The organism is Streptomyces sp. NPDC086077 (assembly GCF_040686175.1).
GTDB lineage: Bacteria > Actinomycetota > Actinomycetes > Streptomycetales > Streptomycetaceae > Streptomyces.
Genome location: NZ_JBFBJT010000142.1, coordinates 1 through 18,598, shown reverse-complemented (window position 1 = coordinate 18,598; position 18,598 = coordinate 1). Strand labels below are relative to the sequence as shown.

Sequence of the window (18,598 nt, the reverse complement as noted above, 5' to 3'; positions counted from 1 at the left end):
CGCCCACCGGCACGGGGTGCGCGTCCAGCTGCGCGAGCAGAAGCAGGGCGGTCCGGGGCCCCGCCCTTGTGCTACGCGTGTTCACGGCATTTGCCGACTGTGTTCGGACATGGGCGCAGTTGTGTGGGTGTACGCAACGCCGAAGGCCCGGGTCCACCGAGATTCTTCGGTGGACCCGGGCCTTCGCCGTGGGTGTTACGCCTTGCGCAGGCGGAACGTCAGGGTCAGTGGCTCGTCCGTGAACGGGGCGCCGTAGCTGTCGTCCGCCTCGCCCTGCGCGAAGTCCGTTGCGAGGACCTCGTCGGCGATCAGCGTGGCGTGGTCGCCGAGCGCGGCGATCAAGGCCGGGTCCGTCGCGGTCCAGCGCAGCGCGATGCGGTCGGCGACGTCGAGGCCGCTGTTCTTGCGGGCCTCCTGGATCAGGCGGATCGCGTCACGGGCGAGGCCTGCGCGGCGCAGCTCCTCCGTGATCTCCAGGTCGAGGGCGACCGTGGCACCCGAGTCCGAGGCCACCGACCAGCCCTCGCGCGGGGTCTCGGTGATGATGACCTCGTCGGGGGCCAGGGTGATGGTCTCGCCGTCGACCTCCACCGACGCCGTGCCCTCGCGCAGGGCGAGGGACAGCGCGGCCGCGTCGGCGTTCGCGACGGCCTTGGCGACGTCCTGGACCCGCTTGCCGAACCGCTTGCCCAGTGCGCGGAAGTTGGCCTTGGCCGTCGTGTCGACCAGGGAGCCGCCGACCTCGCTCAGCGACGCGAGCGACTCGACGTTCAGCTCCTCCGTGATCTGCGTGTGCAGCTCGGGGGAGAGGGCGTCGAAGCCCGTCGCGGCGATCAGCGCGCGCCGCAGCGGCTGACGCGTCTTGACGCCCGACTCCGCGCGCGTGGCCCGGCCCAGCTCCACCAGGCGGCGCACCAGCACCATCTGCTTCGACAGCTCCGGGTCGATGGCGGTCAGATCCGCCTCCGGCCACGAGGACAGGTGCACCGACTCCGGTGCCCCGGGCGTGACCGGCACGATCAGGTCCTGCCAGACCCGCTCGGTGATGAACGGGGTCAGCGGGGCCATCAGCTTCGTGACCGTCTCGACGACCTCGTGCAGCGTGCGCAGCGCCGCCTTGTCGCCCTGCCAGAAGCGGCGCCGGGAGCGGCGCACGTACCAGTTCGACAGGTCGTCGACGAAGGCCGACAGGAGCTTGCCGGCGCGCTGGGTGTCGTACGCGTCCAGGGACTGGGTCACCTGGTCGGTCAGCGCGTGCAGTTCGGACAGCAGCCAGCGGTCGAGCAGCGGGCGGTCGGCCGGGGCCGGGTCGGCGCCGGACGGGGTCCAGTTCGACGTGCGGGCGTACAGGGCCTGGAAGGCGACCGTGTTCCAGTAGGTCAGGAGCGTCTTGCGGACGACCTCCTGGATGGTGCCGTGCCCGACACGGCGGGCCGCCCACGGGGAGCCGCCGGCCGCCATGAACCAGCGGACCGCGTCCGCGCCGTGCTGGTCCATGAGCGGGATCGGCTGCAGGATGTTGCCCAGGTGCTTGGACATCTTGCGGCCGTCCTCGGCGAGGATGTGGCCGAGGCAGACGACGTTCTCGTACGAGGACTTGTCGAAGACCAGGGTGCCGATCGCCATCAGCGTGTAGAACCAGCCTCGCGTCTGGTCGATGGCCTCGCTGATGAACTGCGCCGGGTAGCGGGACTCGAAGAGTTCCTTGTTCTTGTACGGGTAGCCCCACTGCGCGAACGGCATGGAACCCGAGTCGTACCAGGCGTCGATGACCTCCGGCACGCGCGTGGCCGTCTTCGCGCAGCTCGGGCAGGCGAAGGTGACGTCGTCGATGAACGGGCGGTGCGGGTCGAGGCCCGACTGGTCGGTGCCGGTGAGCTCGGTGAGCTCGGCGCGGGAGCCGACGACCGTGAGGTGGTCGTCCTCGCAGCGCCAGATCGGCAGCGGGGTGCCCCAGTAGCGGTTGCGCGACAGGGCCCAGTCGATGTTGTTGTCGAGCCAGTCGCCGTAGCGGCCGTGCTTGACCGTGTCCGGGTACCAGTTGGTCCGCTCGTTCTCCTCCAGGAGCCGGTCCTTGACGGCCGTCGTGCGGATGTACCACGACGGCTGCGCGTAGTAGAGCAGCGCGGTGTGGCAGCGCCAGCAGTGCGGGTAGCTGTGCTCGTACGGCAGGTGCCTGAAGAGCAGGCCGCGCTCGCCGAGGTCCTCGGTGAGCTTCTCGTCGGCCTTCTTGAAGAAGGCGCCGCCGATGAGGGGGAGGTCCTCCTCGAAGGTGCCGTCCGGGCGGACCGGGTTCACGACGGGCAGGCCGTAGGAGCGGCAGACCTTGAGGTCGTCCTCGCCGAAGGCGGGGGACTGGTGGACCAGGCCGGTGCCGTCCTCAGTGGTGACGTACTCGGCGTTGACGACGAAGTGGGCCTCGCTCGGGAACTCGACGAGCTCGAAGGGGCGCTGGTAGGTCCAGCGCTCCATCTCGGCGCCGGTGAAGCTCTGTCCGGTGGTCTCCCAGCCCTCGCCGAGGGCCTTCTCGACCAGCGGCTGCGCGACGACGAGCTTCTCCTCGCCGTTGGTCGCGACGACGTAGGTGACCTCGGGGTGGGCGGCCACGGCGGTGTTGGAGACGAGGGTCCACGGGGTGGTCGTCCACACCAGGAGCGCGGCCTCGCCGGCGAGGGGGCCGGAGGTGAGGGGGAAGCGGACGTAGACGGAGGGGTCGACGACCGTCTCGTAGCCCTGGGCGAGCTCGTGGTCGGACAGGCCGGTGCCGCAGCGGGGGCACCAGGGGGCGACGCGGTGGTCCTGGACGAGCAGGCCCTTGCTGAAGATCTCCTTCAGCGACCACCAGACCGACTCGATGTACTCGGGCTCCATGGTCACGTACGCCTCGTCGAGGTCGACCCAGTAGCCCATGCGGGTCGTCAGCTCGGAGAAGGCGTCGGTGTGGCGGAGCACGGATGCGCGGCACTTGTCGTTGAACTCGGCGATGCCGTACGCCTCGATGTCCTTCTTGCCGGAGAAACCCAGCTCCTTCTCCACCGCCAGCTCCACCGGCAGGCCGTGGCAGTCCCAGCCGGCCTTGCGGGCCACGTGGTAGCCACGCATCGTGCGGAAGCGGGGGAAGACGTCCTTGAAGACGCGGGCCTCGATGTGGTGGGCGCCCGGCATGCCGTTCGCGGTGGGGGGGCCTTCGTAGAACACCCACTCGGGGCGGCCCTCGGACTGCTCCAGGCTCTTGGCGAAGATCTTCTGCTCACGCCAGAAGTCGAGCACGGCGTGCTCGAGGGCGGGCAGGTCGACCTGGGCGGGCACCTGGCGGTACGTCGGCGTTGTCATCAGCGAGTTTCCTCCGGCGGACTTGCTGCCTTCCGTCCGGAGGGACGAGAGCTCCGACTTTCCTACGCCGCTCTGGCGCGCTCCCGCGGTACCACCCTCCTTGGCTCGCCGGCGCGGGGTGTGCGTCGGTGAGCCCCCTCATTGGGGTCGCGATACCGGTTCTACTGGCCCCCGCTCCTGAGTGGGGGCTTTCTTCCGGCGGCTCCGGGGTGATCTTCGCGTCGCGCTCACCCCCGGGCTTCCACCGTCCCCGGGTCGCTCTCGGCTGCGTACGCCGCTACTCGTCCCCATCCACGCCTTTCGCTCCGCCCAGTGTACGGCGCCGGGTGGACCGTGGCCGACCGCATTTCCGGTGGCGGCGGTATGGGTGTATTTTGACCCGATTGGTCATTTATGTGAATTCGGATCCTGTGATGTCCGGCTCGGCGGATTACCCGGCGGGGAGCTGGGCACAACGCATGCATGCCGGGCGCGTGGCGGTCGCGGGGTGGGCGATTTGGGTGGCGTGCCCCGTTGCCGCGGCCGTCGAGTCGATTTATCGTCCCAGCACGATTCGCGTGCAAGATCACAATATGTGAAGGGGCCGCGGCCATGGTGGCGAAAAAGACCGCCGCAGAGCAGTCGGCGTCCGGCCGGTCCACGCACGCCTCCGGCGGCGCGGCAAAGGGTGCGAGCGGCAAGAAGGGCGCGCAGGGCATGGCGACGGCCGCGAAGCGCGCGGTGGACAAGGCCATGGGGAGCGTGAAGCGGGTACGAGGGGCCGCTTCGGCGGGGACGAGCGGGAAGACGTCGCAGGACGGCGAGGCGGCGGCGCCCGGCGCCGAGGTGTCGGGGGCGCGGGCCGCGCCTGGCGGGAGGGCATCGGGGGCGGCGTCCGGCGGGAAGGCCTCGGAGAGGGAGTCGGTGGCCGAGCCCGGGACTGAGGTGGCGTCGGCTGTGCGGGTGGCGGGCAAGAAGACGACTGCCAGGAAGGCTGCCGCCAAGAAGGCCGCTGCCAGGGAGGTGGCTGCCGGAGAGCGGGGCGCCAGGGGGAGGGTGGCCGAGGACGCGGGGGTCGGCGAGGAGCGCGTCGCGAAGAAGGGCTCCGGAGAGGTGCGCGCCGCGGGAAAGGCGGTCGGTGGCGGGGCTCCGGCCGGGAAGCGGGCCGCGAAGAAGGGTGTGGCGAAGAAGACCGCGGCGCCGAAGGGGGCTGCGGGGCAGGAGTCTGGGGCGGCCGGTTCAGCGGTGGTCGGGGAGGGGGCGGCTGCGAAGAAGGCTGGCAAGAAGGTGGTCGCCGAGAAGGGCGCGGCGGGGAAGGCTGCGGTGGCCGAGTCGGCGGTGGCCGGGGAGGGGCCGGTGCGGGAGGGGGCGGCTGCGAAGAAGGCTGGCAAGAAGGTGGTCGCCGAGAAGGAGGCGGCGCAGAAGACTGCGGCAGCCAAGCCGGATGCGGTCGAGTCGGAGGTGGTCGGGGAAGCGCCGGTGTCGGAGGGAACGGCTGCCAAGAAGGCCGTCACCAAGAAGAGTGCGGCCAAGAAGACGGCCGCGAAGAAGGGTGCCGCCAAGAAGGCCCCGGCCTCGAAGGAGGCCGTGGCGAAGAAGGCTGCTGCCAAGAAGGCGGTGCCCGCCGAGGAGGCCGTGGAGAAGAAGGCTGCTGCCAAGAAGGCGGCGCTCGCCAAGGAGGCGGCCTTGGCCAAGAAGGCGGCGTCTGCCGAAGAGGGCGCGGCCGGGAAGTCGGCGGCTTCCGGGCACACGGTCGACCAGGAGGTTGCTGCCGGGCGCGCGGCCGATGCGGGGGCTGCTGCCAAGAAGGCGGCGCCTCGTAAGGACGCCGTGGGGAAGAAGGCTGTGGCCGGTGAGGAGGCCGTGGGTAGGAAGGTGGCGTCCGCCAAGGCGGCTGGGGCCGAGAAGGGCGCCGTGTCCGCGCGTGCGGGGGATGAGGAAGGGGGCGTCGCGAAGGTGGCGGCATCCGGGAGCGCGGCGGCTGAGGGCGCCGTAGGGACCGGGGTCGGGGAGGAGCACGCCTTGAAAGGGGCGGGCGGGCGGGGTTCGGGCAAGAAGGCGGGCGCGGCGCGGGCCGCGAAGCAGACGGGAGCCACGACGGTGGTTGCGAAGAAGACCCCTGGGAAGGCCGCGGCGGCGAAGACGGCTGTCCCCAAGGCGCGCGTGGCCGCGGCGGAGCCGGGCGACCTCGCGGTGCGCCCCGGCGAGGACCCCTGGACCCCGGAAGAGGTCGAGGAGGCCCGCGCGGAGCTGACATCGGAGATGGAGCGGCTGCGCGCCGAGATCGCCAACGCCGAGTCGTCGCTGGTCGGCCTGATGCGCGACTCCGGGGACGGCGCCGGGGACGACCAGGCCGACACCGGCGCCAAGAACATCACGCGCGAGCACGAGCTGGCCCTGGCCGCCAACGCGAACGAGATGCTGACCCAGACCGAGCACGCCCTTCAACGGCTCGACGCGGGCACTTACGGCCTGTGCGAGAACTGCGGCAACCCCATCGGCAAGGCCCGTATGCAGGCCTTCCCCCGGGCCACCCTGTGCGTCGAGTGCAAACAGAAGCAGGAGCGGCGGTACTGATCCGCCGATTGCCCTCCGTATGCCTCCTGAGCACGTGCGCCGTCAGCGGCGTGCCGTACCCTCGTGCTCAGTCAGGCACCTAGGTTGAGGGACTCACGTGGCAGAGGCGGAGCGCATCATCGGTACGCCGGGCACCCCGGACGCGACGCGGGCCGAGCAGGAGCGGCCCGGTGACGACGCCGCGTCGCCGGAACGCTCCGATGCCGAGGCGGCACAGACCCCGGCCGGCGGGTCCGGCACCGACGAGGGGGACGCTCCGGCCGAGCGGCCCCGGGGCAGGCGCCGGATCGCCGTGCTCTTCGCGGTCGCCGGGTTCGCGTACGCCCTCGACCTGATCAGCAAGATGATCGTGGTCGCCAAGCTGGAGCACCACGAGCCGATCGAGGTCATCGGGGACTGGCTGCGCTTCGAGGCGATCCGCAACGCGGGCGCGGCCTTCGGCTTCGGCGAGGCCTTCACCGTGATCTTCACGGTGATCGCGGCGGCCGTCATCGTGGTGATCGCCCGACTGGCCCGCAAGCTGTACAGCCTGCCCTGGGCGATCGCCCTCGGTCTGCTGCTCGGCGGTGCGCTCGGCAACCTCACCGACCGGATCTTCCGCTCGCCGGGCGTCTTCAAGGGCGCGGTCGTCGACTTCATCGCGCCGAAGCACTTCGCCGTCTTCAACCTCGCCGACTCCGCGATCGTCTGCGGCGGCATCCTGATCGTGCTGCTGTCCTTCAAGGGCCTCGACCCCGACGGCACCGTCCACAAGGACTGAGTCCCGCGGCGGCCGGCCGGCAGGCTGGCGTACGGCACTGTCGGACCCGTCCGGCATACTCGACGGGTGAGCACGATTCCCGAGATCCGTACCCTGCCCGTGCCGGACGGTCTGGAGGGCGAGCGCGTCGACGCCGCCATCTCCCGCATGTTCGGCTTCTCCCGTACCAAGGCCGCGGAGCTCGCCGCGGCGGGCAAGGTGCTGGTCGACGGCACGACGGTCGGCAAGTCCGAGCGGGTGCACGGCGGTGCCTGGATGGAAGTCGAGATGCCGCAGGCGGCCCCGCCGGTGCAGGTGGTGGCCGAGCCGGTCGAGGGCATGGAGATCGTCCATGACGACGAGGACGTGGTCGTCATCGTCAAGCCGGTCGGCGTGGCCGCGCACCCGAGCCCGGGCTGGACCGGCCCGACGGTCATCGGCGGCCTGGCCGCCGCGGGGTACCGCATCTCCACCTCCGGCGCCGCCGAGCGGCAGGGCATCGTGCACCGTCTCGACGTCGGTACGTCGGGGCTCATGGCGGTCGCCAAGTCCGAGCGCGCGTACACCTCGCTCAAGCGGCAGTTCAAGGAGCGCACGGTCGACAAGCGGTACCACACCCTCGTCCAGGGGCACCCCGACCCCACCAGCGGCACCATCGACGCGCCCATCGGCCGCCACCCCCAGCACGACTACAAGTGGGCGGTCACGGCCGAGGGCAAGCCGTCCGTGACGCACTACGACCTGATCGAGGCATTCCGCGCCGCCTCCCTGCTGGACGTGAAGCTGGAGACGGGCCGCACCCACCAGATCCGCGTCCACATGGCCGCCCACCGGCATCCCTGTGCCGGCGACCTGACCTACGGCGCCGACCCGACGCTCGCCAAGCGGCTCGGGCTGACGCGGCAGTGGCTGCACGCCGTCCGGCTGGGCTTCGAGCACCCCGGGGACGGCGAGTGGGTGGAGTTCGCCTGCGAATACCCCGAGGACCTGCGACAGGCGTTGGACAAGGTGCGTGAGGAGACCTACGGATGAGCACCGGGTACGTCGTGCGGGTCGCCGAGGAGGCGGCCGACCGCGAGGCGTGTTTCGCCGTACGCAAGGAGGTCTTCGTCGCGGAACAGGGCGTACCGGAGGACGTGGAGTACGACACGTACGACGCCGGCGCGCTGCATGTGCTGGCCGTGCGGGAGGACGGCGTGCCGCTCGGGACCGGGCGGCTGCTGTACGGCTCCGAGGCGGCCGGCAAGACCGGGGGCGACCTGTCGGTGGGGTCGCTCGGACGGCTCGCGGTGACGCGGGAGGCCCGGGGGCTCGGCGTCGGCGCGGCGCTGGTGCGGGCCATCGAGGACGCGGCCCGCGCGCGCGGACTGGCCGCCGTCGACCTGCACGCGCAGACGCATGCCCTCGGGTTCTACGAGCGGCTGGGATACGTGGCCTACGGCCCGGAGTTCCCCGACGCGGGGATACCGCACCGCTCCATGCGGCGTCCTCTCTAGCGTCCTGGCACGGCTCGGCCGTGCGACGCGGAGCTTGACCGTTCGGCGGGGGTTTCGTCCGTTCTGAGCTCGGAGTGCTGACCGTGGATCAGTTGGCCCTGCTGTTCGTGCTGTTGCTCGGGGCCGTGGTGAGCGTCCCGGTCGGGGACCGGCTGCGGTTGCCGGCGCCGGTGCTGATGACCCTGCTGGGCATCGTGCTGGCGCTGCTGGAGTTCGTGCCGAACGTCGACATCCCGCCGGATCTGATCCTGCCCCTGCTGCTGCCGCCGTTGCTCTACGCCGCCGTGCGGCGCACGTCCTGGCGGCAGTTCACGGCGAACGTCCGGCCGATCTTCCTGCTGGCCGTGGCGCTGGTCTTCGTCACCATGGTGTGTGTGGCCGCCGTGGCCCACGCGATCGTGCCGGGGCTGCCGCTCGCCGCCGCCCTGGCGCTCGGGGCGCTGGTCGCGCCGCCCGACCCGGTCGCGGCGACCGCCGTCGCGGGGCAACTGGGGCTGCCCCGGCGGCTGGTGTCGATCCTGGAGGGCGAGGGGCTGTTCAACGACGTGACGGCCATCGTGCTGTACCACGTGGCGATCGCGGCGGCCGTGAGCGGGACGTTCTCGCCGTGGGAGGCCGGTGGCCAGCTGGTGCTGTCGGCCGTGGTCGCGGTGGCGGTGGGGCTCACGCTCGGCTGGGGCGCGAACAAGCTGATGGACGTGCTCGGGGACGCCACCCTCCAGATCAGCCTGACGCTGCTGGTGCCGTACGCGTCGTACGTGCTGGCCGAGGAGCTGCACGGGTCGGGGGTGCTCGCGGTGCTCACCACCGCGCTCTTCCTCGCCGAGTACGCGAGCGATCCCGACGACGTGCTGACGCGGCTCGCCGGGCACACCTTCTGGGACATCGTCGACACCCTTGTCACCGGGGTCGCTTTCGGGCTGATCGGGCTGGAGCTGCACAACGCGATCCGCACGGCGTCCGGGCGGTGGGGCGAGCTGCTGGGGTGGTCGGCGGCGGTCGTGGGGGTCGTCGTACTGGTGCGGCTGGCGTGGCTGCTGCCGGCCACATGGCTCACCAAGCGGCTGCACGCCAGACGGGACTACGACGAGGAGATCCCGACCAGTTGGCGCGAGACCGTGGTGATGTGGTGGGCCGGGATGCGGGGGGTCGCGTCGGTGGCGCTGGCCCTCGCGATTCCGCTGGAGACGGAGAGCGGTGCTCCGTTTCCCAACCGCGACGAGATCGTGTTCGTCGCGTTCGGGGTGATCATGGCCACGCTGGTGCTCCAGGGGCTGAGCCTGCCGTGGCTGGTGCGGCGGCTGGGGGTGCGGGCGGACACGGCGCAGGAGCAGGAGTTCGAGCGGGCGCTGGCGGTGCGGGCTGCGAAGGCGGCCAAGCGGAGGCTTCGGGAGATCGAGGAGGTGGAGGAGCTGCCGGACGAGCTGTCCGAGCGGATGTTGCGGCGGGCGTCCGACATCGGGTGGCGGATCAGTCCGGAGCTGGGGGAGGACGAGCGGCGGGAGGGGCACGAGCAGCGGGCCCGGCGGGTGCGGCGGGTGCGGCGGATCGAGGGGGAGATGCTGAGTGCGGCGCGGCATGAGGTGCTGGCCGCGCGCAGTGAGGTGGGGGCGGATCCGGAGGTCGTGGATCGGGTGCTGCGGCAGCTGGACGTGCGTAGTTTGCGGTGAGCGCGGGTGGCGGGTGGGAGTCGGTCTCCCACCCACGCACCCGCCGTTCCGGTCCGCAGAGGGGTGAGCGTGGCCTGTGGGGCACCGGCGCCGCCGGCGGCTCTCCCTTTGTGGGCTCAGCCTCGGTCCGGCCTCGGGGTCTCCACCGCCCGGCGGGGTGGGCCGTCGGGGGAGCGGCGGCGGCCGTTCGCACCCGGGGGCAGGCTCGCGTCCGCGGTGTTGACGCGGGGGAGGGCGTACTGGTGTTCCTGGATCAGCCAGGCGATCATCTGCTCGCGGACCGTGACCCGTACCGTCCAGACGTCGTCGGCGTCCTTCGCCGTCACCAGGGCCCGTACCTCCATGGTGTTGGGCGTGGTGTCCGTGACGTCCAGGCCGTAGGCGCGGCCGTCCCAGGCGGGGCACTCGCGCAGGATGTCGCGGAGCTTCTCGCGCATCGCGGCCAGGGGCGCGGTGTGGTCGAGGTGCCAGTAGACGATGCCGGTCATCTGCGGGGTGCCGCGCGACCAGTTCTCGAAGGGCTTGGACGTGAAGTACGACACCGGCATCGTGATCCGGCGCTCGTCCCAGGTGCGGACCGTGAGGTAGGTCAGCGTGATCTCCTCGACGGTGCCCCACTCGCCGTCCACCACGACCGTGTCGCCGATGCGCACCATGTCGCCGAACGCGATCTGCAGCCCCGCGAACATGTTGCTCAACGTGGACTGCGCCGCCACACCGGCGACGATGCCGAGGATGCCGGCGGAGGCCAGCAGCGAGGCACCCGCCGCGCGCATCGCCGGGAAGGTCAGCAGCATCGACGCGACGGCGACCACACCGACGACCGCCGCGACCACCCGCGTGATCAGAGTGACCTGGGTGCGCACCCGGCGGACCCGGGCCGGGTCACGCCGGGCATGGGAGTTGGCGTACCGCGAGTACGAGGTCTCGACGACCGCCGCCGCGATCCGGATCACCAGCCAGGCCGCCGACCCGATCAGCACCAGGGTGAGCGCCTGGCCGATGCCGACCCGGTGGTCCTCCAGCAGTTGTGCCTCGTCGTACGAGCCTCTCAGCAGCGCGGCGCACAGCACGAGCTGGAAGGGGATGCGGCCGCGGCGCAGCAGACCCCACAGCGGGGTCTCCGGGTGCCGTTGGTCGGCCTTGCGCAGCAGCAGGTCGGTGGCCCACCCGATGAGCAGGCCGAGCACGACCGAGCCGCCGATGACTATGAGGGGGCGGAGCAGGTTCTCCATGCCCTCGAACGTAACCAGTCCCGCGGGGCAGTGAACATGTGACTTCCTGGCGGATCCGGGTACTGCCCCGGACCTGCGCCGTCGCACCCGGCTGGCACCATGGCCTCATGAACATCATGCTGTTTCACTCGACCTACGGCCTCGGACCCGCGGTGCGCGCCGCGGCGGACCGGCTGCGAGCGGCCGGTCACGAGGTGTGGACGCCGGACCTCTTCGAGGGGCGCACTTTCGGGACGGCCGAGGAGGGCATGGCGTTCAAGGAGGAGGTCGGCAAGGACGAGCTGCTGAAGCGGGCCGTGCTGGCCGCCGCGCCCTACTCGGAGCGCGGCCTGGTCTACGCCGGGTTCTCGCTCGGCGCCTCGGTGGCGCAGACCCTCGCGCTGGGCGACGGGAAGGCGCGCGGGCTGCTGCTCCTGCACGGCACGTCGGACCTCGCCCCCAACACCTCGGTGGACGACCTGCCGGTGCAGCTGCACGTCGCCGAGCCGGACCCCTTCGAGACGGACGACTGGCTGAGCGCCTGGTATCTGCAGATGCGCCGCGCCGGGGCGGACGTGGAGGTCTACCGCTACGCCGGGGCCGGGCACCTGTACACCGACCCCGCGCTGCCGGACTACGACGAGGAGGCCGCCGAGGCCACCTGGCGGGTGGCGCTCGGCTTCCTCCAAAGCCTCTAGAACAGACTCCGGCCGGCGGTCACACCGGGTCGTACGTGCGCTCCACCTTCTGCGTGCCGCTGCGGGTGCGGTACGAGCGGCTCCAGGAGGCCCTCGTGTCGGCCTTGGTCCGGTCGGCCAGGACGTAGTAGTCCATCTGCGCGCGCTCGGCGGTGATGTCCAGGACGCCGTAGCCGTGGCGGTCGGTGTCGACCCAGTGGACGTGCCGGTTGGCCGCGCGGATGAGCGGCGAGGCGAGGGCGGAGACGGTGCCCTCGGGGACCTTCACGAGGTCGTCGAGGTTGTCGGAGGTGACCGAGGTGACCACGAACTCCGTGGCGGCGGACGCCGACAGCGGGTACGTACCTGCGTTCACCGGCACGTCGTTGGCCCAGGCCATGTGGATGTCGCCGGTCAGGAAGACCGTGTTGCGGATCGCGTTCGCGCGCAGGTGGGCGAGGACCTCACGGCGGTCGTCGGTGTAGCCGTCCCATTGGTCGGTGTTGATGGCCAGGCCCTCCTGCGGCAGGCCCAGCAGCTTGGCCAGCGGCTTGAGCAGCTCGGCGGAGAGCGAGCCGATGGCGAACGGCGAGATCATCACCGAGTTGCCGACCAGCCGCCAGGTGGTGTCGGAGGACTTCAGGCCCGCCTTCAGCCAGTCGAGCTGGGCGCGCCCGGTGAGCGTGCGCTCCGGGTCGTCGACGTCGCCGTTGCCGAGACCCACCTGCTGCGAGCGGAAGGAGCGCAGGTCGAGCAGGGAGAGGTCGGCGAGCTTGCCGAAGCGCAGCCGCCGGTAGGTGGTGCCGGCGATGGCCGGGCGGACCGGCATCCACTCGAAGTAGGCCTGCTTGGCGGCGGCCTGGCGGGCGGCCCAGGTGCCCTCGGCGCCCTCCGTGTGGTTCTCGGCGCCGCCGGACCAGGCGTCGTTGGCGATCTCGTGGTCGTCCCAGATGGCCACCACCGGGGCGGCCGCGTGCAGCGCCTGGAGGTCCGGGTCCGTCTTGTAACGGCCGTGCCGTATGCGGTAGTCGGCGAGGGTGGTGATCTCGTGCGCGGGGGCGTGGGCGCGTACGGAGGTGCCTCGGGTGCCGTACTCGCCCGCCGGGTACTCGTAGATGTAGTCGCCGAGGTGCAGCCAGGCGTCCAGGTCGCCGCGGACGGCGAGGTGGCGGTAGGCGGCGAAGTAGCCCGCCTCCCAGTTGGCGCAGGAGACGACGCCGAAGCGGAGGTTCGCGACCGCCGCGTCGGTGGCGGGGGCGGTGCGGGCGCGGCCAGCCGGGGAGTCGGTGCCGCCGGCCGAGAAGCGGAACCAGTAGTCGGTGGCCGGTGCGAGGCCGCGGATGTCGGCCTTGACCGTGTGGTCGGAGGCCGCGGTCGCGGTGGTGGACCCCTTGGCGACGATGTTCGTGAACGCCTTGTCCGTGGCCACGGTCCAGCTGACCGGGGTGTCCGGGCCGAGTCCGGAGCCGGGCGTCGCCTCGGCGGTGGGCGTCACGCGGGTCCACAGCAGGATGCCGTCCGGGAGCGGGTCACCGGAGGCGATGCCGTGCAGGAAGTCGGGGGTCTCGGAGGCCGCGAGGGCAGGCAGGGCGCCGGCGAGCGGGGCGGCGAGAACGGCTCCGGCGGCGGCCGCCTTGACGACCGTACGGCGGCGCGGAGTAAGGGAGTTGAGGCCCGTGTCGGGTCTGTGTCGACTGGTCACGGGCGATCAGATTACTGATCGGTAGCGCTTTCGGTAAGGCACGGGTACGCGAAGAGCGGGCGAACCGGGAAGAGTTCGCCCGCTCGTTCTTCGCGCTTCCGTACGGCGTCACCGCCTGACGTCGTGTTACTTGGTGACGCCCGCGTCCTTGAGCGCCTTCTCCCACTCGGCGACGGTGCTCGGGTTCTCGATCACCTTGTCGTTGATCTTGATGGTCGGGGTCGACTTGACGTCCTTCGTGTTGTCGAAGGAGTCGCTCATCCTCATCGCCCAGGCGTCGTACGTGCCCTTCTCGACGGCGTCCTGGAACTTCTTGTTGTTCTTCAGCGCGTCCACCGTGTCCGCCACCTTGATCAGGTAGTCGTCCTTGGCGAACTCGTCGCTGGACTCCTCGGGGTGGTACTCCGACGAGTACAGCGCGGACTTGTAGTCGAGGAAGGCCTCGGGGCTGACGTTCAGCGCGGCGCCGAGCGCGCTCAGGGCGTTCTTGGAGCCCTCGCCGCCGAGGTTGCCGTCGAGGAAGGTGCCGAGGGTGAGGGAGAGCTTGTAGTCGCCGTCCTCCATGCCCTTGTTGACGGTCTCGCCGACGGTCTGCTCGAAGGAGGCGCAGGCCGGGCAGCGCGGGTCCTCGTAGAGGTGGACCAGGTTGTCGGACTTGGACTCGCCGACCAGGATCGTGGTGCCGTCCTTGCCGGAGGTGTTGGCCGGGGCGACGACCTTGGCGTCGGCGGCCTCCTCCCACTTGCTCGGCTGGTTGGTCTGGACGACGGCGTAGCCGATGCCGCCGGCCACGGCGAGGACGCCGACGACCGAGCAGGCGACGATGATCTGCCGCCTGACCTTGGCCCGCTTGGCCTCACGCTCGCGCTCGACCCGCAGCCGCTCCCGGGCCGCCGTCTTCGCCGCCTGGCTGTTCCGCTTGCTCATGGTGGTGTTCTCCGTGTGGGACGCGCACGGATCGCGTGCGCTTGCTCGGTGGGGGACTGGACGTGCGTCGCTGGTCGCGGTACGCGTTCGCCCGACACCGTCGGGGTGGAGCGCCGCTGAGGGCGTGGCGGGGGTCGATCGTCGACTGCGTGTGCGTCGTGGCCTGTCGCGCAGTTCCCCGCGCCTCTCAGGGCGCGCCGCGGTGCTGGACGGCTGGTGTCCGTCAGGCGAAGGCGGCGACGCGCGGCGGGCCACGCCGTCCCAGGGAGTGGGTGAGGAGCCGGTCGCGCGCGGGGGCCGTACGGCGCGTGGGGCGCGGGAGCCGGGGGGCCGGTGCGGCGGGCCGCACCGTGCGGGCGGCGGCCGCCAGCAGCAGCGGCCGGAACGTGGTTGCGGCCATCGCGCTCAGCAGCTGGGCCAGGGCCCGCTCGCCGCGGCGCAGCCAGGCGGCCGCGAGCAGGCCGACGCCGACATGGGCGCCGAGCAGCAGCCAGGCGGTCTGCGGGTGCGCGTGCGCCAGGACGGAGGCGACCCGGTCGGTGCCGGCGGTGCCCGCCATCCGCGCGAGCGGTGAGCCCACCTCGCCGCCGCCGCACAGCACGTCGAGGCCGAACGAGCGCAGCGGGCCCGCGACCGGGCCGCCCGCCCGGCCGTAACAGGCGTGCTGGCCCGCGGTGAACACCGTGTCGGCGGCCAGCTCCAGGGGGATCAGCAGCGCGGCGATCCGGCCGAAGCCGCGCTCACGGCCGGCCAGCGCGTACGCGATGACGAACACGGTGGCGGCGATCGCCGCCACCGTGCCCAGCGGCAGCGGGGCCCGGGACAGCAGCACGTGCGACGCGGTGCTGAGCGTCACGACGATCGCCGTGAACAGCGCCGCGCGTACGGCTCTGAGATGTGTCCCGGATATGTCCATAGCGGGGAGAGTGTGTCACGGACTCCCGTAAGGGACTCCTAAAGGGTCCCTGTGAGGTCCTGGGTGGACGGCCGGTCGGTCAGAGGCCGGGGATCCGGCCGTTGCGGAAGAGGTCGACGAAGATCTGGTGGTCGGCACGCGCGCGGGCGCCGTAGGTGTGCGCGAAGTCGACCAGGAGCGGCACGAGGCCGTCCTCGTCGCCCGCGAGGGCCGCGTCGATGGCCCGCTCCGTGGAGAACGGCACCAGGTCGGAGTGGCCCGAGTCGTCGTCGGCGGCCGAGTGCATGGTGGCCGTGGAGCGGCCCAGGTCGGCGACGACCGCGGCGATCTCCTCGGGGTCGTCGATGTCGCCCCAGTCCAGGTCGACGGCGTACGGCGACACCTCGGCGACCAGCTGGCCCGCCCCGTCCAGCTCGGTCCAGCCGAGCCACGGGTCGGCGTGCGCCTGGAGGGCGCGCTGGGAGATCACCGTGCGGTGGCCCTCGTGCTGGAAGTACTCGCGGATCGCCGGGTCGGTGATGTGCCGGGAGACGGCCGGGGTCTGGGCCTGCTTGACGTAGATCACCACGTCGTTCTCCAGGGCGTCGCTGTTGCCCTCCAGAAGGATGTTGTACGACGGCAGGCCGGCCGAGCCGATGCCGATGCCGCGGCGGCCGACGACGTCCTTGACCCGGTACGAGTCCGGGCGGGTCAGCGAGGACTCGGGGAGCGTCTCCAGGTAGCCGTCGAAGGCCGCGAGCACCTTGTAGCGCGTGGCCGCGTCCAGCTCGATGGAGCCGCCGCCCGGGGCGAACCGGCGTTCGAAGTCACGGATCTCGGTCATCGAGTCCAGCAGGCCGAACCGGGTCAGCGAGCGGGCGACACGCAGCGCGTCCAGCAGCGGGCCCTCGGCCGTGTCCAGGGTGAACGGCGGCACCTCGTCGCTCTTGGCGCCGGTGGCCAGCGCGCGCACCCGCTCGCGGTAGGCCGTCGCGTAGATCGTCACCAGCTCGGTGATCTGCTCGTCGCTGAGCGCCTTCGCGTACCCGACGAGGGCTATGGAGGCGGCGAAGCGCTTCAGGTCCCAGGTGAAGGGGCCGACGTACGCCTCGTCGAAGTCGTTGACGTTGAAGATCAGCCGGCCGTTCGAGTCCATGTACGTGCCGAAGTTCTCCGCGTGCAGGTCGCCGTGGATCCACACGCGCGAGGTGCGCTCGTCCAGGAACGGCCCGGTGTAGGTCCCGCCGTCGCCGCGCCCGGCGCTCTCGGCGTCCAGGTCGTGGTAGAAGAGGCAGGCCGTGCCCCGGTAGAAGGCGAACGCCGAGGCCGCCATCTTCCGGAACTTCACCCGGAACGCGGCCGGGTCGGCGGCGAGCAGCTCGCCGAAGGCGGTGTCGAAGACGGCGAGGATCTCCTCGCCGCGGTGCTCGTCGTCGAGCTGGGGGAACGACATCGCTGGGTGCCTCCTGGTGCGGGTCGTGCGTGACCTGTGGGACGGATGGCGCGCGCACACCGGCACAGCCAGTCCGCCACCTTCCAACGCACGAAGGTACGTGGGAGTGCCCGTCGAGTGTCAGAGCCGGGGCATAGACTTCGACGCTGTCCCCAGACTGTCCGCAGCCTGTCGGACCCCCGTCGACGTACGTTTTCCTTGGAGGCCGAAGCCGTGTCGAAGCCGCCGTTCACGCACCTGCACGTCCACACCCAGTACTCGCTGCTGGACGGTGCCGCGCGGCTGAAGGACATGTTCGACGCGTGCAACGAGATGGGCATGACGCACATCGCCATGTCCGACCACGGCAACCTCCACGGGGCCTACGACTTCTTCCACAGCGCGAAGAAGGCGGGCGTCACCCCGATCATCGGCATCGAGGCGTACGTCGCCCCCGAGTCCCGGCGTAACAAGCGCAAGATCCAGTGGGGCCAGCCGCACCAGAAGCGGGACGACGTCTCCGGTTCGGGCGGCTACACCCACAAGACGATGTGGGCCGTGAACAAGACGGGCCTGCACAACCTCTTCCGGCTGTCCTCGGACGCGTACGCCGAGGGGTGGCTCCAGAAGTGGCCCCGGATGGACAAGGAGACGATCTCCCAGTGGTCCGAGGGGATCGTCGCGTCCACCGGCTGCCCCTCCGGCGAGCTCCAGACCCGGCTGCGCCTCGGCCAGTACGACGAGGCGCTGAAGGCGGCCGCCGACTACCAGGACATCTTCGGCAAGGACCGCTACTTCCTGGAGCTGATGGACCACGGCATCGAGATCGAGCACCGGGTCCGCGACGGCCTTCTGGAGATCGGCAGGAAGCTCGGCATCCCCCCGCTGGTCACCAACGACTCGCACTACACGTACGCGCACGAGGCGGGCGCCCACGACGCGCTGCTGTGCATCCAGACCGGCAAGAACCTCTCCGACCCCGACCGCTTCAAGTTCGACGGCACCGGCTACTACCTGAAGTCCACGGACGAGATGTACGCCATCGACTCCTCGGACGCCTGGCAGGAGGGCTGCGCCAACACGCTCCTGGTGGCCGAGATGGTCGACACCGACGGCATGTTCGAGAAGCGCGACCTCATGCCCAAGTTCGACATCCCCGAGGGCTTCACCGAGGTCACCTGGTTCAAGGAGGAGGTGCGCCGCGGCATGGAGCGCCGCTTCCCCGGCGGCATCCCCGAGGACCGCCAGAAGCAGGTCGAGTACGAGATGGACGTCATCATCCAGATGGGGTTCCCGGGCTACTTCCTCGTCGTCGCCGACTTCATCATGTGGGCCAAGAACAACGGAATCGCGGTCGGCCCCGGCCGAGGCTCCGCGGCCGGCTCGATCGTCGCCTACGCCATGGGCATCACCGACCTCGACCCGATCCCGCACGGCCTGATCTTCGAGCGGTTCCTCAACCCCGAGCGCGTCTCCATGCCCGACGTCGACATCGACTTCGACGAGCGCAGGCGCGTCGAGGTGATCAGGTACGTGACGGAGAAGTACGGCGCCGACAAGGTCGCCATGATCGGCACCTACGGCAAGATCAAGGCGAAGAACGCCATCAAGGACTCGGCGCGCGTGCTGGGCTACCCGTACGCGATGGGCGACCGCCTCACCAAGGCGATGCCCGCCGACGTCCTCGGCAAGGGCATCGACCTCGACGGCATCACCAACCCCTCGCACCCGCGCTACAGCGAGGCGGGCGAGATCCGCGGGATGTACGAGAACGAGCCGGACGTCAAGAAGGTCATCGACACCGCGAAGGGCGTCGAGGGCCTGGTGCGGCAGATGGGCGTGCACGCCGCCGGCGTGATCATGTCCAGCGAGCCCATCGTCGACCACGCCCCGATCTGGGTGCGGCACACGGACGGCGTGACCATCACGCAGTGGGACTACCCGCAGTGCGAGTCGC

At 71.1% G+C, this 18,598-nt stretch carries 13 protein-coding genes; 7 read left to right on the top strand and 6 right to left on the bottom strand.

What is annotated here, in order from left to right; translation table 11 throughout:
• Positions 1–195: 195 nt before the first annotated feature.
• Positions 196–3,333 carry an isoleucine--tRNA ligase gene (gene ileS / locus AB0O67_RS30065; RefSeq protein ID WP_365456732.1) on the bottom strand — a complete coding sequence of 1,046 codons (3,138 nt, stop codon included), beginning with the start codon at positions 3,331–3,333 and terminating at the stop codon, positions 196–198.
• A 591-nt stretch (positions 3,334–3,924) separates the two neighbouring features.
• Between ileS and AB0O67_RS30060 the strand changes: the two genes are divergently transcribed.
• The 5 genes from AB0O67_RS30060 to AB0O67_RS30040 all read left to right on the top strand — a co-directional run bounded on the left by AB0O67_RS30060 (position 3,925) and on the right by AB0O67_RS30040 (position 9,794).
• Positions 3,925–5,889, top strand: a complete 1,965-nt coding sequence (locus tag AB0O67_RS30060) for a histone H1-like repetitive region-containing protein (RefSeq protein ID WP_365456729.1) — start codon at positions 3,925–3,927, stop codon at positions 5,887–5,889.
• 97 nt (positions 5,890–5,986) lie between these two features.
• Positions 5,987–6,649: a signal peptidase II gene (gene lspA / locus AB0O67_RS30055; RefSeq protein WP_365456726.1), complete on the top strand. Its 663-nt coding sequence runs from the start codon at positions 5,987–5,989 to the stop codon at positions 6,647–6,649.
• 66 nt (positions 6,650–6,715) lie between these two features.
• On the top strand, positions 6,716–7,660 hold the full coding sequence (locus AB0O67_RS30050) for an RluA family pseudouridine synthase (protein ID WP_365456723.1): 945 nt from the start codon (positions 6,716–6,718) through the stop codon (positions 7,658–7,660).
• Positions 7,657–8,124 carry a GNAT family N-acetyltransferase gene (locus AB0O67_RS30045; protein WP_365456720.1) on the top strand — a complete coding sequence of 156 codons (468 nt, stop codon included), beginning with the start codon at positions 7,657–7,659 and terminating at the stop codon, positions 8,122–8,124. The genes AB0O67_RS30050 and AB0O67_RS30045 overlap by 4 nt, the downstream gene beginning before the upstream one ends.
• Positions 8,125–8,207: 83 nt before the next feature.
• Positions 8,208–9,794, top strand: a complete 1,587-nt coding sequence (locus tag AB0O67_RS30040) for a Na+/H+ antiporter (protein WP_365456717.1) — start codon at positions 8,208–8,210, stop codon at positions 9,792–9,794.
• A 116-nt stretch (positions 9,795–9,910) separates the two neighbouring features.
• Here the strand turns inward: AB0O67_RS30040 and AB0O67_RS30035 are convergent, their stop codons facing one another.
• Positions 9,911–11,029 (bottom strand): mechanosensitive ion channel domain-containing protein, encoded by a 1,119-nt coding sequence (locus tag AB0O67_RS30035; RefSeq protein ID WP_365456714.1) that lies wholly within the window; start codon positions 11,027–11,029, stop codon positions 9,911–9,913.
• Positions 11,030–11,136: 107 nt separating this feature from the next.
• On the opposite strand from AB0O67_RS30035, the gene AB0O67_RS30030 reads away from it, so the two are divergent.
• Complete coding sequence (locus AB0O67_RS30030) at positions 11,137–11,706, top strand: dienelactone hydrolase family protein (protein WP_365456711.1); 570 nt, start codon at positions 11,137–11,139, stop codon at positions 11,704–11,706.
• 19 nt (positions 11,707–11,725) lie between these two features.
• Here the strand turns inward: AB0O67_RS30030 and AB0O67_RS30025 are convergent, their stop codons facing one another.
• From AB0O67_RS30025 to AB0O67_RS30010, 4 genes are all read right to left on the bottom strand, one after another.
• The gene (locus AB0O67_RS30025; protein WP_365456708.1) at positions 11,726–13,387 is read right to left on the bottom strand and encodes an alkaline phosphatase D family protein; all 1,662 of its coding nucleotides are present in this window, start codon (positions 13,385–13,387) and stop codon (positions 11,726–11,728) included.
• A 126-nt stretch (positions 13,388–13,513) separates the two neighbouring features.
• Positions 13,514–14,314, bottom strand: a complete 801-nt coding sequence (locus tag AB0O67_RS30020) for a DsbA family protein (RefSeq protein WP_365456705.1) — start codon at positions 14,312–14,314, stop codon at positions 13,514–13,516.
• Between the two features lie 223 nt (positions 14,315–14,537).
• The gene (locus AB0O67_RS30015) at positions 14,538–15,230 is read right to left on the bottom strand and encodes a hypothetical protein (protein WP_365456702.1); all 693 of its coding nucleotides are present in this window, start codon (positions 15,228–15,230) and stop codon (positions 14,538–14,540) included.
• Between the two features lie 79 nt (positions 15,231–15,309).
• The gene (locus AB0O67_RS30010; protein ID WP_365456699.1) at positions 15,310–16,662 is read right to left on the bottom strand and encodes a DUF2252 domain-containing protein; all 1,353 of its coding nucleotides are present in this window, start codon (positions 16,660–16,662) and stop codon (positions 15,310–15,312) included.
• Positions 16,663–16,875: 213 nt separating this feature from the next.
• Between AB0O67_RS30010 and dnaE the strand changes: the two genes are divergently transcribed.
• Positions 16,876–18,598 (top strand): DNA polymerase III subunit alpha (dnaE, locus tag AB0O67_RS30005; protein ID WP_365456696.1); only part of this gene is annotated, 1,723 nt, incomplete at its 3' end.

Bases quoted from the DNA above. Each gene is read 5' to 3' on its own strand.
- AB0O67_RS30045 (WP_365456720.1), top strand. From the start codon at position 7,657: ATGAGCACCGGGTACGTCGTGCGGGTCGCCGAGGAGGCGGCCGACCGC.
- AB0O67_RS30060 (WP_365456729.1), top strand. From the start codon at position 3,925: ATGGTGGCGAAAAAGACCGCCGCAGAGCAGTCGGCGTCCGGCCGGTCC.
- AB0O67_RS30010 (WP_365456699.1), bottom strand. From the start codon at position 16,662: ATGTCGTTCCCCCAGCTCGACGACGAGCACCGCGGCGAGGAGATCCTC.
- AB0O67_RS30030 (WP_365456711.1), top strand. From the start codon at position 11,137: ATGAACATCATGCTGTTTCACTCGACCTACGGCCTCGGACCCGCGGTG.
- AB0O67_RS30015 (WP_365456702.1), bottom strand. From the start codon at position 15,230: ATGGACATATCCGGGACACATCTCAGAGCCGTACGCGCGGCGCTGTTC.
- AB0O67_RS30035 (WP_365456714.1), bottom strand. From the start codon at position 11,029: ATGGAGAACCTGCTCCGCCCCCTCATAGTCATCGGCGGCTCGGTCGTG.
- ileS (WP_365456732.1), bottom strand. From the start codon at position 3,333: ATGACAACGCCGACGTACCGCCAGGTGCCCGCCCAGGTCGACCTGCCC.
- AB0O67_RS30020 (WP_365456705.1), bottom strand. From the start codon at position 14,314: ATGAGCAAGCGGAACAGCCAGGCGGCGAAGACGGCGGCCCGGGAGCGG.